Origin of the sequence: Roseinatronobacter sp. NSM (genome assembly GCF_052379845.1) — a bacterium.
GTDB lineage: Bacteria > Pseudomonadota > Alphaproteobacteria > Rhodobacterales > Rhodobacteraceae > Roseinatronobacter.
In genome coordinates, this window is record NZ_JBQTCF010000020.1 from 42,289 (window position 1) to 57,022 (window position 14,734).

At 55.4% G+C, this 14,734-nt stretch carries 15 protein-coding genes; all 15 read left to right on the top strand.

What is annotated here, in order from left to right:
- Positions 1 to 48 precede the first annotated feature (48 nt).
- The 15 genes from ACTZWY_RS12010 to ACTZWY_RS12080 all read left to right on the top strand — a co-directional run bounded on the left by ACTZWY_RS12010 (position 49) and on the right by ACTZWY_RS12080 (position 14,734).
- Positions 49 to 1,584, top strand: coding sequence for a hypothetical protein (locus tag ACTZWY_RS12010; protein ID WP_444790953.1), 1,536 nt, complete (start codon positions 49 to 51; stop codon positions 1,582 to 1,584).
- Positions 1,581 to 2,111, top strand: coding sequence for a hypothetical protein (locus tag ACTZWY_RS12015; protein ID WP_444790954.1), 531 nt, complete (start codon positions 1,581 to 1,583; stop codon positions 2,109 to 2,111). The genes ACTZWY_RS12010 and ACTZWY_RS12015 overlap by 4 nt, the downstream gene beginning before the upstream one ends.
- Complete coding sequence (locus ACTZWY_RS12020) at positions 2,098 to 4,377, top strand: portal protein (protein WP_444790955.1); 2,280 nt, start codon at positions 2,098 to 2,100, stop codon at positions 4,375 to 4,377. The genes ACTZWY_RS12015 and ACTZWY_RS12020 overlap by 14 nt, the downstream gene beginning before the upstream one ends.
- A gap of 15 nt (positions 4,378 to 4,392) precedes the next feature.
- Positions 4,393 to 5,406, top strand: a complete 1,014-nt coding sequence (locus tag ACTZWY_RS12025) for a hypothetical protein (protein WP_444790956.1) — start codon at positions 4,393 to 4,395, stop codon at positions 5,404 to 5,406.
- Between the two features lie 64 nt (positions 5,407 to 5,470).
- Positions 5,471 to 5,653 carry a carbon storage regulator gene (locus ACTZWY_RS12030; RefSeq protein WP_444790957.1) on the top strand — a complete coding sequence of 61 codons (183 nt, stop codon included), beginning with the start codon at positions 5,471 to 5,473 and terminating at the stop codon, positions 5,651 to 5,653.
- 41 nt (positions 5,654 to 5,694) lie between these two features.
- On the top strand, positions 5,695 to 6,834 hold the full coding sequence (locus tag ACTZWY_RS12035; protein ID WP_444790958.1) for a N4-gp56 family major capsid protein: 1,140 nt from the start codon (positions 5,695 to 5,697) through the stop codon (positions 6,832 to 6,834).
- 65 nt (positions 6,835 to 6,899) lie between these two features.
- A complete protein-coding gene (locus tag ACTZWY_RS12040; protein ID WP_444790959.1) occupies positions 6,900 to 7,340 on the top strand; it encodes a hypothetical protein in 441 nt (146 codons plus the stop codon).
- A gap of 82 nt (positions 7,341 to 7,422) precedes the next feature.
- Positions 7,423 to 7,929 (top strand): hypothetical protein, encoded by a 507-nt coding sequence (locus tag ACTZWY_RS12045; protein WP_444790960.1) that lies wholly within the window; start codon positions 7,423 to 7,425, stop codon positions 7,927 to 7,929.
- A gap of 6 nt (positions 7,930 to 7,935) precedes the next feature.
- Entirely contained in the window at positions 7,936 to 8,619 is a 684-nt protein-coding gene (locus tag ACTZWY_RS12050) for a phage adaptor protein (protein ID WP_444790961.1), read from the top strand.
- 8 nt (positions 8,620 to 8,627) lie between these two features.
- Positions 8,628 to 9,431 (top strand): hypothetical protein, encoded by an 804-nt coding sequence (locus ACTZWY_RS12055; protein WP_444790962.1) that lies wholly within the window; start codon positions 8,628 to 8,630, stop codon positions 9,429 to 9,431.
- 6 nt (positions 9,432 to 9,437) lie between these two features.
- A complete protein-coding gene (locus tag ACTZWY_RS12060; RefSeq protein WP_444790963.1) occupies positions 9,438 to 11,006 on the top strand; it encodes a hypothetical protein in 1,569 nt (522 codons plus the stop codon).
- A 143-nt stretch (positions 11,007 to 11,149) separates the two neighbouring features.
- Complete coding sequence (locus ACTZWY_RS12065) at positions 11,150 to 13,300, top strand: hypothetical protein (protein ID WP_444790964.1); 2,151 nt, start codon at positions 11,150 to 11,152, stop codon at positions 13,298 to 13,300.
- A complete protein-coding gene (locus ACTZWY_RS12070; RefSeq protein ID WP_444790965.1) occupies positions 13,300 to 13,620 on the top strand; it encodes a hypothetical protein in 321 nt (106 codons plus the stop codon). The genes ACTZWY_RS12065 and ACTZWY_RS12070 overlap by 1 nt, the downstream gene beginning before the upstream one ends.
- Positions 13,620 to 14,291, top strand: coding sequence for a hypothetical protein (locus tag ACTZWY_RS12075; protein WP_444790966.1), 672 nt, complete (start codon positions 13,620 to 13,622; stop codon positions 14,289 to 14,291). The genes ACTZWY_RS12070 and ACTZWY_RS12075 overlap by 1 nt, the downstream gene beginning before the upstream one ends.
- Before the next feature lie 5 nt (positions 14,292 to 14,296).
- Entirely contained in the window at positions 14,297 to 14,734 is a 438-nt protein-coding gene (locus ACTZWY_RS12080) for a GNAT family N-acetyltransferase (RefSeq protein WP_444790967.1), read from the top strand.

Sequence of the window (14,734 nt, forward strand, 5' to 3'; positions counted from 1 at the left end):
ATCAACGCAAAGATATCGCCTGACTTTGTTCCTCAAACAGCGGAGGAAATGAAGGCATGTCTGGCGTCATGGGAATGGCGGATATTCAGCGGACAGCTTTACAAGATCATGGTCAAGACAGAAGGCGGGGATGGTGCAGGATTTGTCACGCCGTTCATCCCCAATGTGAACCAGCGGAAATTTCTCGCGGCGCTGCACTATCGGAATGTGATTCTGAAAGCGCGCCAGCTCGGGTTTACTACGCTGATCGCAATCATCTGGTTAGATCATGCGTTGTTCAATGCCGACCAGCGCTGCGGCATCATTGCACACAGCCTAGACGATGCAGAAGTCATTTTCCGCGACAAAGTGAAGTTCGCCTATCACAACCTGCCGGAAAGCGTGAAATCATCATTCCTATTAGCGCGCGAAAGCGCCAAGGAGCTTTTGTTCGCGCACAACAACAGTTCAATCCGCGTAGCGACATCAATGCGTTCGGGCACGATCCATCGCCTGCACATATCCGAAATGGGCAAGATAGCGGCAAAATTCCCCGAAAAAGCTATCGAAATTGTCACAGGCTCACTGCCTGCCGTGCCAACCACCGGTATAGCTGTCATTGAATCCACCGCAGAGGGGCAAGAAGGCGAATTTTTCGAGATAGCGACACGCGCGGAGCGGCAGAGCCAGACAGGCAAGAAACCCAGCATCACGGAATTCAAATTCCACTTCTTTCCATGGTGGAAAGACCCCGGATACAGACTGGACGCGAACCAAGCCGCGAACATCACCATCACGCCTGAACAGCACGAATATTTCGACACGATAGCCCGCGAGCAATCTACACATATCACTATCGAACAGCGCGCGTGGTATGTGGCCAAGCTCGAAAATGACTTTTCGGGCGACAACGAAAAGATGTGGCGCGAAATGCCATCCAGCCCTGAAGAATGCTGGCGCCGGAGTATCGAGGGCAAGTTCTATACCGCGCAGCTGGCCGCAGCGCGCGCGTCAGGCCGTATCACAAAAATCCCGCATGTCTCAAATGTATTGTGCCACACCTTCTGGGACATCGGCGCAGGCGATGGCACCGGCATCTGGATCATGCAGCATATCGGCCCGCAGGAGCGGTTCTTGCGCTATATCGAGGGCTGGGGCGAAGGCTATGCCTATTACGTCAGGCTCTTGCGTGAAACCGGCTGGCTGTTTGGCAAGCACTTCCTTCCGCATGACGCCTCACATGTCCGGCAGCTTCAGGACCGTGTAGGTGCCCCCATTGAGGCGCTGGAGGAATTGGCACCGGACTGGTCATTTGAAATCGTCCCCCGCGTGCAGACCATTCAGCATGGCATTCAGGAAACCCGCGAAGCGTTCAGCCGCGCATGGTTTGATGAAGAAGGCTGCAAGGCCGGTCTGGATCATCTGGAACTATACGGCAAGAAGTGGAACGCCCGCCTGGGCGTCTGGTCGCATGAACCCGAAAAGCTGGCCGGTCATTCCGAAGCAGCTGACGCACTACGGCAATGGGCGCAGGGCTATGACCCGCGCCTGATCAACTCGCAGCAACGCCCGCGCAGGCGGACCAAAGGGGGCATGGCGGCATGAACCAGTTAATCACACCCAACAATGTGCAGCAAAAAGCGCAGCATGTGGACACATCAGACAGCGATGGCACCGAACACTACCGGCCCGCCATCGATCTGACTGTGACCTATGGCCCGCCCATCTCGCGGGGCGATGTCCTTGTCTATAAGACATGGCTGCGCCGCGGTGGAAAATGGGAACCCTGTCTGGTTCTGGTGCCCAAGGGCGCGATAATCAGCAACCAGCGCATCACACCCTGCATCGTCCCGCTATCCCGCGCCCATGTCTGGGCCGAGGAAACCGGCGATTTTCAGGACTGTCTGATTTCAGCCGGCATGTTCTGCGCCAACCTTGGCTACAACCCCTACAACCCCCGTAACCCGATGAAGATTATCGGCATCGTGCGCGACTGCCTGCATGATCTGCTGACCATCCCGCCGCGCTTCGAAGATGTCCCGCGCGAAGTCACCGCCGAAATGGAAGTCATCGACAACGCCACTGGCCGCGTCAAAGATATCGAAGTGAGTGATGACCATGGCATCATCTGAGACACGCAAATCAGCGATTGAATCGCGCTTCAAGCAGGACAGCCCGATTGACAGGCTCAAAACGTCCAGCCACCTTTTCGGTGAAAAACCGCTGGCCGCCATTGGCGATAAAAAGCTGGATGGCGAAAAGGCATCAAACCTGCACGACAGGCTGATCAGTCACTACCTGCGCGAACTGGACAGACAGGCCGATTGGCGTGCCCGGATGGAACGTGATGAAGATTTCTATGACAGCCACCAATGGGACCCCGACGACGAGCAAATCCTGAAGGATCGTGGACAGGAACCGATGGTTCTGAACGTGATTTCACAATCCATCAACTGGATCATTGGCAGCGAACGGCGCGCACGAACCGACTACAAGATTCTGCCTCGCAAAAAAGAAGCATCCCAGCCCGCGCAGCGCAAATCCGAGATCCTGAAATATCTGTCTGACGCAAACAAATCGCAGTTCGCATTTTCTGATGCATTTGAAGAAATGGTAAAAGCTGGGTTGTCGTTCATGGAATGCGGTGTCCAGGAAGATACCGATGGCGAGCCAATCTATGACCGGTCGGAATCGTGGCGCAATATCATCTGGGACAGTCAGGCCCGCGAACGCGATCTGTCCGATGCGCGCTACATCTTCCGCACCAAATGGGTGGATACCGACACCGCTATCGCAATGTTCCCCAAGCGCAAGGAACATATCGAAATGTCGGCCGCCGCCGCAGAGGAGTTCGGGGGCAGTATCGACCGCTATGGTGATGATGCCATGGATGCGGCTGAATATGATGGCGTCCGCAACGGATACTCATCGATAGAGCATCCTTCAGCCACCCGCGAGCGTGTCAGGCTGATCGAAGCATGGTTCAAGCTGCCAGAAACCACCGATGTCATGTCCGGCGGCGAGTTCACCGGCGAAATATATGACGAACTCAGCCGTGGGCACCGTGCACAGGTTGAATCCGGTGAAGCTGAAATCAGAAAGCGGCTGACCTTCCGCACTTATGTCATGGTGATGACCACACGATCCGTGCTTTGGCTGTCTGAAAGCCCGTATCGCCACAACCGCTATCCGTTCTCGCCGATGTGGTGCTACCGCCGCGCAAAGACCGGCGAGCCGTATGGTGTGGTCAGGAACATGGTGGACGCCCAGAAAGACATCAACAAGCGCTTTTCCAAGGCACTGGCTATCCTGTCCAGCAATAAAACCATCATGGATGAAGGTGCAGTTGCCGATATCGATGCATATGCCGAGGAAGTCAAAAACCCCGATGCCGTGATCGTTAAGAAGGCGGGCAAAGAACTGAAGATCGATGCAGATCGCGAGCTTTCCGCTGCACATTTGTCAGTGATGCAGATGTCGATGCAGATGATCCAGACGCTTTCCGGGGTCACAGACGAAGCTATGGGGCGCACAACAAACGCTGTATCCGGTCGCGCCATCATGGCCCGACAAGAGCAAGGTGCAGTATCAACGGCCAAGCCATTCGATGCTCTGCGCGCCAGCAAGCAGTATCACGGTGAAAAGATGCTATCCTTGGTCGAGCAGTTTATGACCGAGGAAAAGAAGTTCCGCATCACGAACAGCCGTGGGCAACCCGATTTTGTCACCGTCAACAACGAGGGTATGCCGGAAAACGACATCACACTGACCAAGGCCGATTACATCATATCCGATGACGACTGGAACGCATCGCTGCGTCAGGCGCAGGTTGTCGAACTTATGGAGCTAATGACACAACTTGCCCCCGTTGCCCCGCAGGTTGTCATGGTGCTGCTTGATTTGGTTGTCGAAGCCATGGACGTGCCCAGCCGCGAAGAAATCGTGAAGCGCATCCGCAACATCACCGGCATGGAAGATCCTGACGCTGATCCGAATGTGCCTGATCCTGAGCGTGACGCCCGCGAGAAGCAAAAGGCAGAGGCCGCAGAAATGGAACGCAGGATGGCGGCGGCGCAGATCGCCAAAGCCGAAGGCGATGCCGCGAAGTCCATGGCCCAAGCCGAAAAGGAGGGGGCCAACGCCGCCAAACTCCTGCAATCCCTCCCAGGCGCAGACATCGACCAGAAGCGCGCGGCACTGGAACTGGCGCTGACAATGCTGGCCAGCCCGCCACAGGCCACTGCAACCGCCGATGTCATTCAGGAAGGAGCAGAACAGAAGTCCATGCAAGGCATAGCCGCCCTGCAAGGTGGTGAAGAACCACCCGTCAGCCCTGAACAACAGGCGATGATGGAGCAAGGGGCCGCCATGGCCGCGCAAGAACAGCAACCCGTGTAGTAAGGAGACCCAACTATGGCTGATAAAGACGAACTGAAGGACCGCGACGACGATCTACCCATCTTGGCAGATGATCAGGACAATCAGGATGATGATGCCAATGCATCCGATGACGCCGAACGGGAAGATGAGTTTGGCGATGACGAACTGGCGGATCACGAAAAACACGTGCTTGAACTGCTGTCGGATGAAGAACTGGCCGCCCTGAACGGTGATGACGATGATCCTGGCGATGATCCTGATCAGGTCGAGGATGAAACACAGGCCGCCGCCGCCCCCCAGCCAGACCCAGAACCGAAACCGGAGCCGGCGCCCGCCCCTGCCGCTGTGCAGGAGCAAAGCACTGCACCTGTTGAACTGACCGCTGAACAGATCGAGTTCATCAACACCAAGGCCAAGGAAGAACGTCAAGAAGCCATGGACAAGTGGCGTGATGGCGATATGACCGATGATGAACTGCAAGCCGCGCTGGATCAAGTCGATCAGGCCAAAGAAGAAGCCCGTCAGGCCGCACTTGAACAAGCTGCAGAGGAGCGAGAAGCCGCAGCCTTTGAGGAGCGTAAGGCTGCGTTCCATTCCGCCGCGCGGGAGTATCTCACCAAGGATTACCCCGAACTGGCCGCCAAAGAGCATATGGCAGAATATGACCGCCATGTGCGCCATGTCACAGGATCACCGCGCTTTGCCGGTCTGTCTGACAGGGAAATGCTTGAGGCCGCCCACAAGCTCTATGTGGCCGAGGCAGCCGCGCTTGGTTTTGATGCACCGCCGCTCAAGGGGGTCGACAATCCCGCACCCAAGCCGAAGTCCAAGGTCGAAACACGGGCGAAGATGCACGTTCCAAAGCCTGATGTGGTGCCCACACTGGCCCGCGTTCCGTCCGCAGCGGCGAATTCGACAGTCGAAAACAAATGGACCGCCCTTCAACAGCAGTTCAACCGCGCCGATGCCGCTGGACGTGAAAAGATCATGAACAACTTGTCCGATGAAGACGCCGAATACTTCGCATCGCTGGACGTAGACGCCTGACAACAATGACGACCGGCGGGCATAACCACTCGCCGGTCATCGTCCACCAATCAAGGATATAAGAATGGCGCTGTGCATCAGGCTCAAACCGGGGGAAAGTGTAAGGCTCGGTGACAATACAGTTGTGAAGGTCGGGACCAGAACCCGCGGTGACAAGACCTGGCTCGAAATCGAGGCCCCCCGCGAGGTCAGGATAGAGCGCATCCCACTCGAAAAAACACCACATATAGATGATTGTTGCGAATGAATATCTACATGTGGTAGATTTTATGAAAGTGATGGGCATGGATGTCCTCCGCAACCATTCTGGACGCCGAGGATATACACATGGCTCAAACAATTATCCCTTGGGGTGACCCAAAAGCACAAAAGAAATGGTCAGCAACCCTTGCCCGCGATGTGGCCCGCACCGGCTATTTTTCGCGCAAATTCATGGGCAAAGGTGAAAACAACATCATCGAAGAAAAGCTCGATATCGCGTCTGATGCAGGTGATCGCGTCTCTTTCGATCTGTCCGTTCGCCTGCGCCAGCGCCCGACAAGTGGCGACAAGCGTGTGAAGGGAAAGGAAGAAAACCTGCGCTTCTTCACCGATGAAGTCATCATTGACCAACTCCGTCACCCTGTTTCGGCTGGTGGCCGCATGTCCCGCAAGCGCACTATCCACGATATGCGCAAGATCGCCAAGGACCGGCTGGCCGAATACTGGCGCACCTATCTGGATGAGCTGAAATTCATCTATCTGTCCGGCGCGCGCGGGATGAATACGGAATTCATCGAAGCCTTCGATTACAGCGGACACGCTGGCAACCCGCTGCGCACACCCGATGCCACGCACCAGCTGTATGGCGGCGCTGCGACCAGCAAGGCCACGATCACCACTTCGGACAAGATGTCCCGTGATCTGATCGAGCGTGCTGAAACCCATGCGCGCATGATCCGCGCCGTTGACCCCGATGCGACTGACATGGTGCCGGTTAATGTCGATGGTGATGACCGCTTTGTTACCGTCATGTCTACCTATCAGGAACATGACATGCGCACCGCCGATACCAACGGCTGGGTGAAAATCCAAGCTGACGCCAGCAAAGCAGAAGGTCGCAACAACCCGATCTTCAAGGGCAGCTTGGGGATGATCAAAAACGTGGTTTTGCACAGCCATGAAAACGTCATCCGATTCAACGATTTCGGGACTGGCGGAAATCTTCCGGCAGCACGCGCGCTGTTTCTCGCTCGCCAGGCAGGGGTGATCGCCTACGGCACACCCGGCGGCATGCGGTATATGTGGAAGGAAGAAATGGAAGATTATGACAACGAACCCACCGTGGTCGCTGGCGTGATCTTTGGCTTTTCCAAGACCCGCTTCAACAACCGTGATTTCGGCGCACTGGCTCTGGATACCTACGCCATCCGGCCAACCGGAACCTGATCCAAGACATCACTGGGGCGCGCAAGCGCCCCTTTCACGCACACCTACGATAAGGATCAACCCCAATGGCACTTTTCCAATCCGCGATGGCCGCGCGCCGCGAAACGCCCCCCTCCGGCTATGTCCATGGCGCGCGTATGGTCGCAATCTCCTCCTACACATTTACCCAAGATTTCACCGCAGCAACCGACAAACTGGAACTCGGCCTGTTGCCCGCCGATACGCGCGCTGTCCGTGCAACGCTTATTGGCCAAAACACTGGCGCGACAAACGCCACGATGGGCCTGATGTCTGGTGAACCTGGTGACATGAATGACGCGCGGACGGTAGGCAACGAATTCTTTGCCGCTCAGGCCGTGAACAACGCTGAAGTCGCCGGAACTGTCCTTGCATGCCTCAATATCGCGCCAAGCGACAAACACCGCGGTATTGGTGTGACCCTGTCTGCCAATGTCACAGCGGGCACAACCAAGAAGCTGACATTGGTTCTGGAATACATCCACTGAGCCTGACCAGACAGAGATAGTTGACGCAGGGGCGGGCGGTTGATCTGCTCGCCCCTTTTCTCAAGCACAAGGAAACCCAGCCGTGAAGATCGAAAGCAAAATCAAACGCCCCAAGGGCACATTCATCGAAATGGCCGATGGGACACGCTACGCCTTTTTCGAGAATGATAAAGGCGCGCATGTCGCAGATGTTGAAAACCCCACTCATATCGAGCGATTGCTTGCCATTCCTGAAGGATTTGGCATCTATAACGAAGGCAAGGTCATTCCGGCCGCAGATGTGGAAGCCGCTATCAATGATCTGGTCAGGACGCCGGAAACCCCTGTCAACCCCCAACCCCAGACTGATCCCGAACCCGCCGCCAATGGCGAGGGTGAAGGCGAAGCTACTGGTGAACATGGCGAGGGTGGCGCGTCAAATGACGACAATGGCCCAAACACCGACGATGCAATCCCGCTGGAAGCGATGACGGAAACGGACCTGCGCGCTTTGTTTGAAAGCGAGCTTGGCCGCAAACCGCACCACCGCGCCGGTATGGACAAGCTGATCGAAGACATCACCGCGCACCGCGCCGCACAGGCGGAGTAATAGCCCATGGCCTTCACCGCGCGCCAAGTGATCCAAACCGCACAGGCAACACTGCAAGACGCAGGGGCCGTGCGCTGGGTCTTGCCTGAACTGCTGAATTACCTGAACGCAGGCACGCGCGAAATCGCCCTGCAAAAGCCTACGGCGACCAGCGTGACCACGACAATGAACCTTGTGTCGGGAACCAAGCAAACACTACCAGAGGGCTATCACCGCCTTCTGGGGGCCATTCAAAATGTCGGCAATGGCAGGGTCATAAAGCCGATCATGCGCGAGATTCTGGACCAGCACATGCCGGGGTGGCACAGCAACACCACACTGCCGTTCAATGGGACAGTTCAACACATCATCGACGACATGTTTGACACTTCGGTTTTCTACGTCTGTCCCGGTAATGATGGGACAGGGGAAATCGAAGTTATCATGTCACGGCTGCCCGCCCCGATCCCCGCACCTTCAAGTCCAATGGATATCGAATCCTACACCGCAGATGTCATGGTGCCCGACATCTATGAAAACTGTCTGGTGGACTATGTCTGCTATCGGGCGTTTTCAAAGGACATCGCTGTGGCAGGTGCCGCACAACGCGCCCAAGCGCACTATCAGCTGTTCCAACAGTCTTTGGGCATCAAAACCCAAGTCGACATGGCGCAAAACGTAGACACCCCCAAGTCCCGCTTCAGCCAGTAAGGTAGAAAATGGCAAACCCGATCCGCCTGACAGAGTTTTTGCGATACGTCCTGCCGCATGCGCCTGGCGTGCCTGACGTGTTGGCCGAGCAATACATCAGAATGGCCGCAATCGAGTTTTGCGAACGCACCAAGTGCTGGCGTAAAATCTGTCACACGCATTTGGACCGAAAGAACACCGTGGCGCTTGTCGCGCCCAATTACGCGGCAATTCATCAAATCGAATATGCCTCATTCGCATCTGAAAGCGTCCCAAAGACGCCACTGACGCCGACACAATATTCAGACATGGGGAATACAGAGCGCGGCGGCCAGATGTCTGAAGACCTGCGGAAAATCAGGGCAACCATGCCAAGGTATTTGGGCGGCGAAATCCTGAATTGTGATGTGCCATCAGACGCTGACTGGCATGAAAATGTGGCGAATCTGCATGATGCAGGCGAAGGCGTGCCGAAATACATCACTCAGGTCAACCCGAACACTGTGACGGTATTCCCCCTTTCGCCCGGATATCTGGAAGTTTCGTTATTCCTCAAACCGCGAATGGGCCAGTCGCTGATAGCGGGAACAGAAGACGATCCTATTGTCGATGAATACAACATGATGCCGGATTTCCTTCTTACGCAATGGGGCGAGCCTATTGCGTGCGGAGCGCTGTCCAAGATCCTGACCCTGCCGCAAAAGCAATGGACAGACCCAAAGATGGCCTCCTACTACCTGTCGAAATTCGAGCGCGCATGTGACAGCCACTTTGCACAGGGCATCAAAGGTCAACAGCGCGCGCCCATCCGCTCCGGCTTCAGTTTTTTGTGAGGCCGCATGCTGTTAAGATCGACAAATTTCTCTGGTGAAATTCCACGAATAGCTCCAAGGCTACTTCAACCTGGGTTTGCTCAGATCGCGCGAAATGTTCGATTGAGTGACGGCACTATCCATCCTCTGCGTGAAGCGACACTTGAGCATGTGCTTCCAGCAAGCGCAGCCAGTTTCACCTTCCATGCGGACAACTGGATTTCTTGGGGGTCTGTCGTCAACGCGGTGCCGGGGCCGGTCGCGCAAGACCGTCTTTATGTGACTGGTGACGCCCAACCCCGTGTGATCGTAAATGGGGGCACGCGCAACCTCGCGCTGCCCGCGCCTGCGGCAGCCCCGACCGTTGCGGCGATTGGGGATACCGACCCAGAAATAGAACAGACCGTTTTGTTCACGTTCACATACGTCACGGATCAAGACGAAGAAAGCCCGCCCGCGCCACCATCTGCACCAATCATGTGGAACCCACCACTTGGGGTTACAATCACGGACTTCGCCCCTCCCCCCCCGGGCCGGGGGGTTAGCCGCAGGCGCATTTATCGTTCTGAAACTTCTGCGTTTGGCGTGACGGATTTCTATTTCGTAGCTGAACAGCCAATCGCGCAGTCCAGCTTCACATACGAACAATCGTCGCACCCGCTTCAAGAAGTTATCCAAACCAACGACTATGACACGCCACCCACAGACATGCAGGGCATTATTTCTATGCCCAACGGCATGATGGCAGCCTTTTCAGGTAAGGAAATATTGTTTTCCGAGCCGTTTGTCCCGCACGCTTGGCCGATCAAATATCGGCTGACAGTAGAAACGCCCGTGGTGGGCCTGGCGGCCTTCGGCTCGACCCTCGCAATCCTCACCACCGGCCAGCCCTATCTTGCCCAAGGAACGGCGCCGGAAAACATGGTGATGGAACGCATTGAGGTTAACTATCCTTGCGCATCTTCGCGCGGGATCGTGGATCTCGGATATGCCGCGGTTTACCCATCGCCGGAGGGTCTGGTGATGATCATGCAAGGCCGCGCAGATGTCATATCGCGCAAGCTGTGGACACGCGAGCAATGGGAAGCCCTGAACCCCTCGACATGGGTGGCAAGCCAGTATGACGGCGCTTATGTGGTGTCGTATGAAACCGCGCCAAACGAGCGCGCGGTTCTTGTCGTAGACCTGACCGGAGAACAGCCCTTTATCACGAATGCCGACATACAAGCGGCGGCTATGCACTACGATATAAAGACTGGAAGCCTGTTTTTTTTGGAAGGCATATCTTCTGGCACCAATATCAAGAAATGGGACGCCGGTGACCCAATGGTTTTCCATTGGCGTTCAGGACTTTTGCATTCCAGCGGGGCGATAGGGTTTGGAGCGGGGTTGACACAAACAAACGATGATGAGGGTCAAGCGATCACTACGCGCGTGATCGCCAGCGGCGTTGTCATTCGGGAAACAGCAGACGCGGACACCGCATTTCGCATCCCTGACGGGCTGCACAATCGTTGGCAGTTTGAGTTTGAAGGCAGCGCCACAGTCACCGGCTATCTGATGGCAGGCGATATATCCGAAATGGCCGGAGGCTGAAAATGAACAGCACCGAACGCCGCCTTTTTGAGGCGCTCCAAATTTTAATCGGGGATCGGGGCAATCCTGAAAAAAGGGCATTGCGCGTCGAAGATTTGAAAAAGATCACAGCCGCGCAAGAAAGCCAGGCAAGCGCTGAACGTATGGCAAAAATCGCGGTAGCGGTTGACGAACAAGGTCAAGCCATCGATCAAATCCTTGTTGATCTAGTAGCGCTGAACTCAAAAACCGATGCCGCAATCAGCGACCTCTCAAATCTGATTGACATTCTGCCTGAAGATCTTGACGCGCTGATTGCAGATTTGGCCGCTGTAGACCAAGCATTGATAGACGCCCAAGCCGCGCGTGACCAAGCACAAGGGATCAGGGACGAGACAGAGGCATATAAAGACAGCACAGAGGCCGCCAAAAACGTCACCATCGCCGCGCGCGACCAAGCGCAAAGTTCTGCGCTTTCAGCCGAGAGTAGCTCAGGGGCGGCCTTGGGGTATGCTGAAGCAGCAGACACCGCGAGTTCAGATGCCGGTGTGAGCGCCACAGCAGCAGCCGCGTCGGCTACCATTGCCCTAGCGGCACAAGACGATGCACAGGGCGCCGCGTCAGCGGCAAGCGTATCCGCCAATAGCGCTGCAGCATCATCGACATCAGCGGGGGCAAGCGCGGCGGCGGCGCTTGCCGACAGGCAATCAGCGGAAACAGCACGTTCCGGTTCCGAAGCCGCGCGCGACATAGCCGTGACGGCACGTCAGGACGCGCAAACCGCAGCAAGCACCGCCACAACGCAGGCCGGCATATCCACAAGTGCAGCGACCAATGCAGAGACCTCGGCCACAGCAGCGGCAGTATCCGCCAGCGCGGCCCTGAGCAGCGCCAGCGATGCTGAACAGAGCGCGGCGGCATCCAACGAAGCAAAATTAGACGCCGAGACCGCAAGATCACAAGCCCAATCCGCGCAAACGAACGCGGCCAACAGCGCGACGAGCGCGGGGGCCAGCGAATCTTCAGCATCAACCAGCGCGATCAATGCGGCGAATAGCGCATCAGCGGCAGGCGCATCCGCGACCTCGGCGGCCACCAATGCATCAACGGCCTCGACGGCGGCCTCGAACGCAGAGACAAGCGCCAACGCCGCCAATGCAAGCCGGGTTACCGCTGAAACCGCAGCCAGCAATGCGGGTATTGCGCGCGATCAAGCCGTCACCGCGCGGGACAGCGCCAATGACGCCGCCGCCTTGGCAGGCGACCGACTGGAAGTCACGGCGGCGATAACAAGCCAAGGCACATCTGTTCTTGATGACCAGTTCCTTGCGGTCAACACCACCCAAAGCTGGACTCGCACGGGTTCAGGTGGTTCTTTGACACGGCCTGACAACACCGTGTTTTCCATCGGGACTGACTGGCGCTTTGTTGTCGCATCAGGCCAGACGGACGGGTTGCATACTCGATCCGACCGGGCGATTTGGCGCGGTGCGAAAAACGCAGACGCATATATCGTTGAAGTTGATTTCACGCTTGAAAGCGGAAACATCGACGGTGCCGGGATTTGGTTTGACTGGGCCGATACATCTGGCACCATTTTAAGGTCGGCCATTCGGCTTGATGAAGCCAGCGCGGGGCCGGTTGTCGCAGGCGAGGCTATGACCGCCCGCGCACTCGTTATGCGCCCGGGCAATTTGCCATCGGCATTCCAGTCGATCCGCGTTTGGGTCTATGCCAACAGAAATGACCTTTCGCTTGGGAATGCGGCCAAGACAATCAGTTTCCATCGGGTGAGCATTCGCGCTGCCACCGACAGCGAAACCAAGTTGGTCGATGTCGAGGCTGCGATTACCCAAGAAAGCATCGCGCGCGTCAATGCGGACGCTGCACTGGCCACAAGCATCAACACTGTGCAATCCAATCTTGACGGGACCAACGCTACAGTGTCCCAGCAAGCCAGCGCAATCAGCACGCTAGAGGGGAATGCGGCCGCAGTCTTGGCGCTGCGCGTCAAGGCCGGGACAGGAGGCGCAGCGCTTGAACTTGTAGCGGCAGACGGGCCAGATGGGCCAGCATCAACTGCGCGCGTTTCCGCGTCAGATATCATCCTGAACGGGTCTGTAACTGCCACGGAGCTTGCCGCGTCATCGGTGGACGCAACAAAAATAGATGTGCAATCTCTTTCTGCCGTTTCTGCACTTATCGGACTATTAAGATCGAAAACATCAGGAGAGCGCGTAGAAATCGAAGATGACAGGATAAGGGTCTTTGATAGCAACAATGTTGTTAGGGTTGTTATCGGGGATCTATCCTAATGCCTTTTGGTATAGCAGTCGAAACGACCGAAGGTCTGACAAACCTTTTGGATATAAATGATGGGCGACCTAATCTTTCTCACATAGTAAAAACCCGTGAGAGTGGAAGTATCGCCATACCCACAAATTTATCATCTTCAATTATTCTTGTCTCTGCGCGAATTGACCCTGTGCCAAATGGTTATATTCAAGCTGGAATAAATTTTGGTCTAGGGACAAGCGGGAACACACTATCTTGGAGCTTTCTGGATCAAAACTTGAACCCGATAGAGGATGGCGCTTCTATTCATGTCACCATTGTTTTGTTTGGAGTAGATTGATGGCTTACGGTTTCCAAGTGATCAATTCTGAAAATAAAGTAGTGCTGGACGCAGCATCTATACTGCCAGCATCCGAAGGCAGCGATATTTTTTCCACTGACGCTCAAGGTGTTTTTTCAACATCTAAAAAAAGAGGAATTTACTTAGTCCCACTGACAAATGACCAAATGATGACGCCACAAAGGTCCGCGCCTGGATTAAATACCTTCAGACTTAGAAGCGGCGCAGGAAGCCCTCCCCCGGCTCTGGCCAATACGGACATAACGACTAAACGGATTGTATCTTTTAACGAGGTATCGCCACCTTCAGGATATGGCATGGCAGTCTTTACATCTGAAGGGGAGGCTGTTTTCCACACAAATGCCCCGCTACTATCTGTTTTAAGCGTTCAGAGGCATATTCTTTCTGCAAGCCAAAACGAATTGAATGTTGATATCCCCTCTGCCGCCACTCATTTCATAATACAATCTGGCTGGCGTCAGTTTTTCCCAATACCTCAAACACAGAACACGCTAGTTATAAGCGTTGGGATTAAAAGGTTGACTGCGGCAACCGCTGTTTTAATGCCAGATCAGTGGGGGAGTTTAGAGATCTCAACATCTAACACGTCTGCCGTTCAAGACTGCCCAGTGACGTTTTTGGCCGCTAGAATAATTGAACCAATAGGATGAATCTGATGCGGGTGACCATGCAAGACCAGAAAAAATTAATCGCCTGGGCGGAGCCACGCATGGGCGTTGAAACAGGGCGCGCGCCACCGGAAACGCTGGCTTTGGGCGTTCTAGATGATGCTGGCAAAATACGCGCGGTAGTCTGGCTCAATGCTTTCTATGCGACACATGCGAGCGCCCATATAGCTTCTGACAGATCACGCGCATGGTCTACCGCAAAAGTCTGGCGCGTAATATTTGCTTTTGCCTTCGACCACTTGCAGAAAACCCGCCTGACATTGATCATCCCAGAGTGGAACATCAAGGCTATAACCTTGGCAATGAAACTGGGCTTCAAAGTCGAAGGTGTAGCAAGATGTGGCGCAAATGACGGATCAGATGGTATAGTGCTTGGTATGCTGTCGCACGAATGCCGTTGGCTGCCAAAACAGATCAAGGAGTAA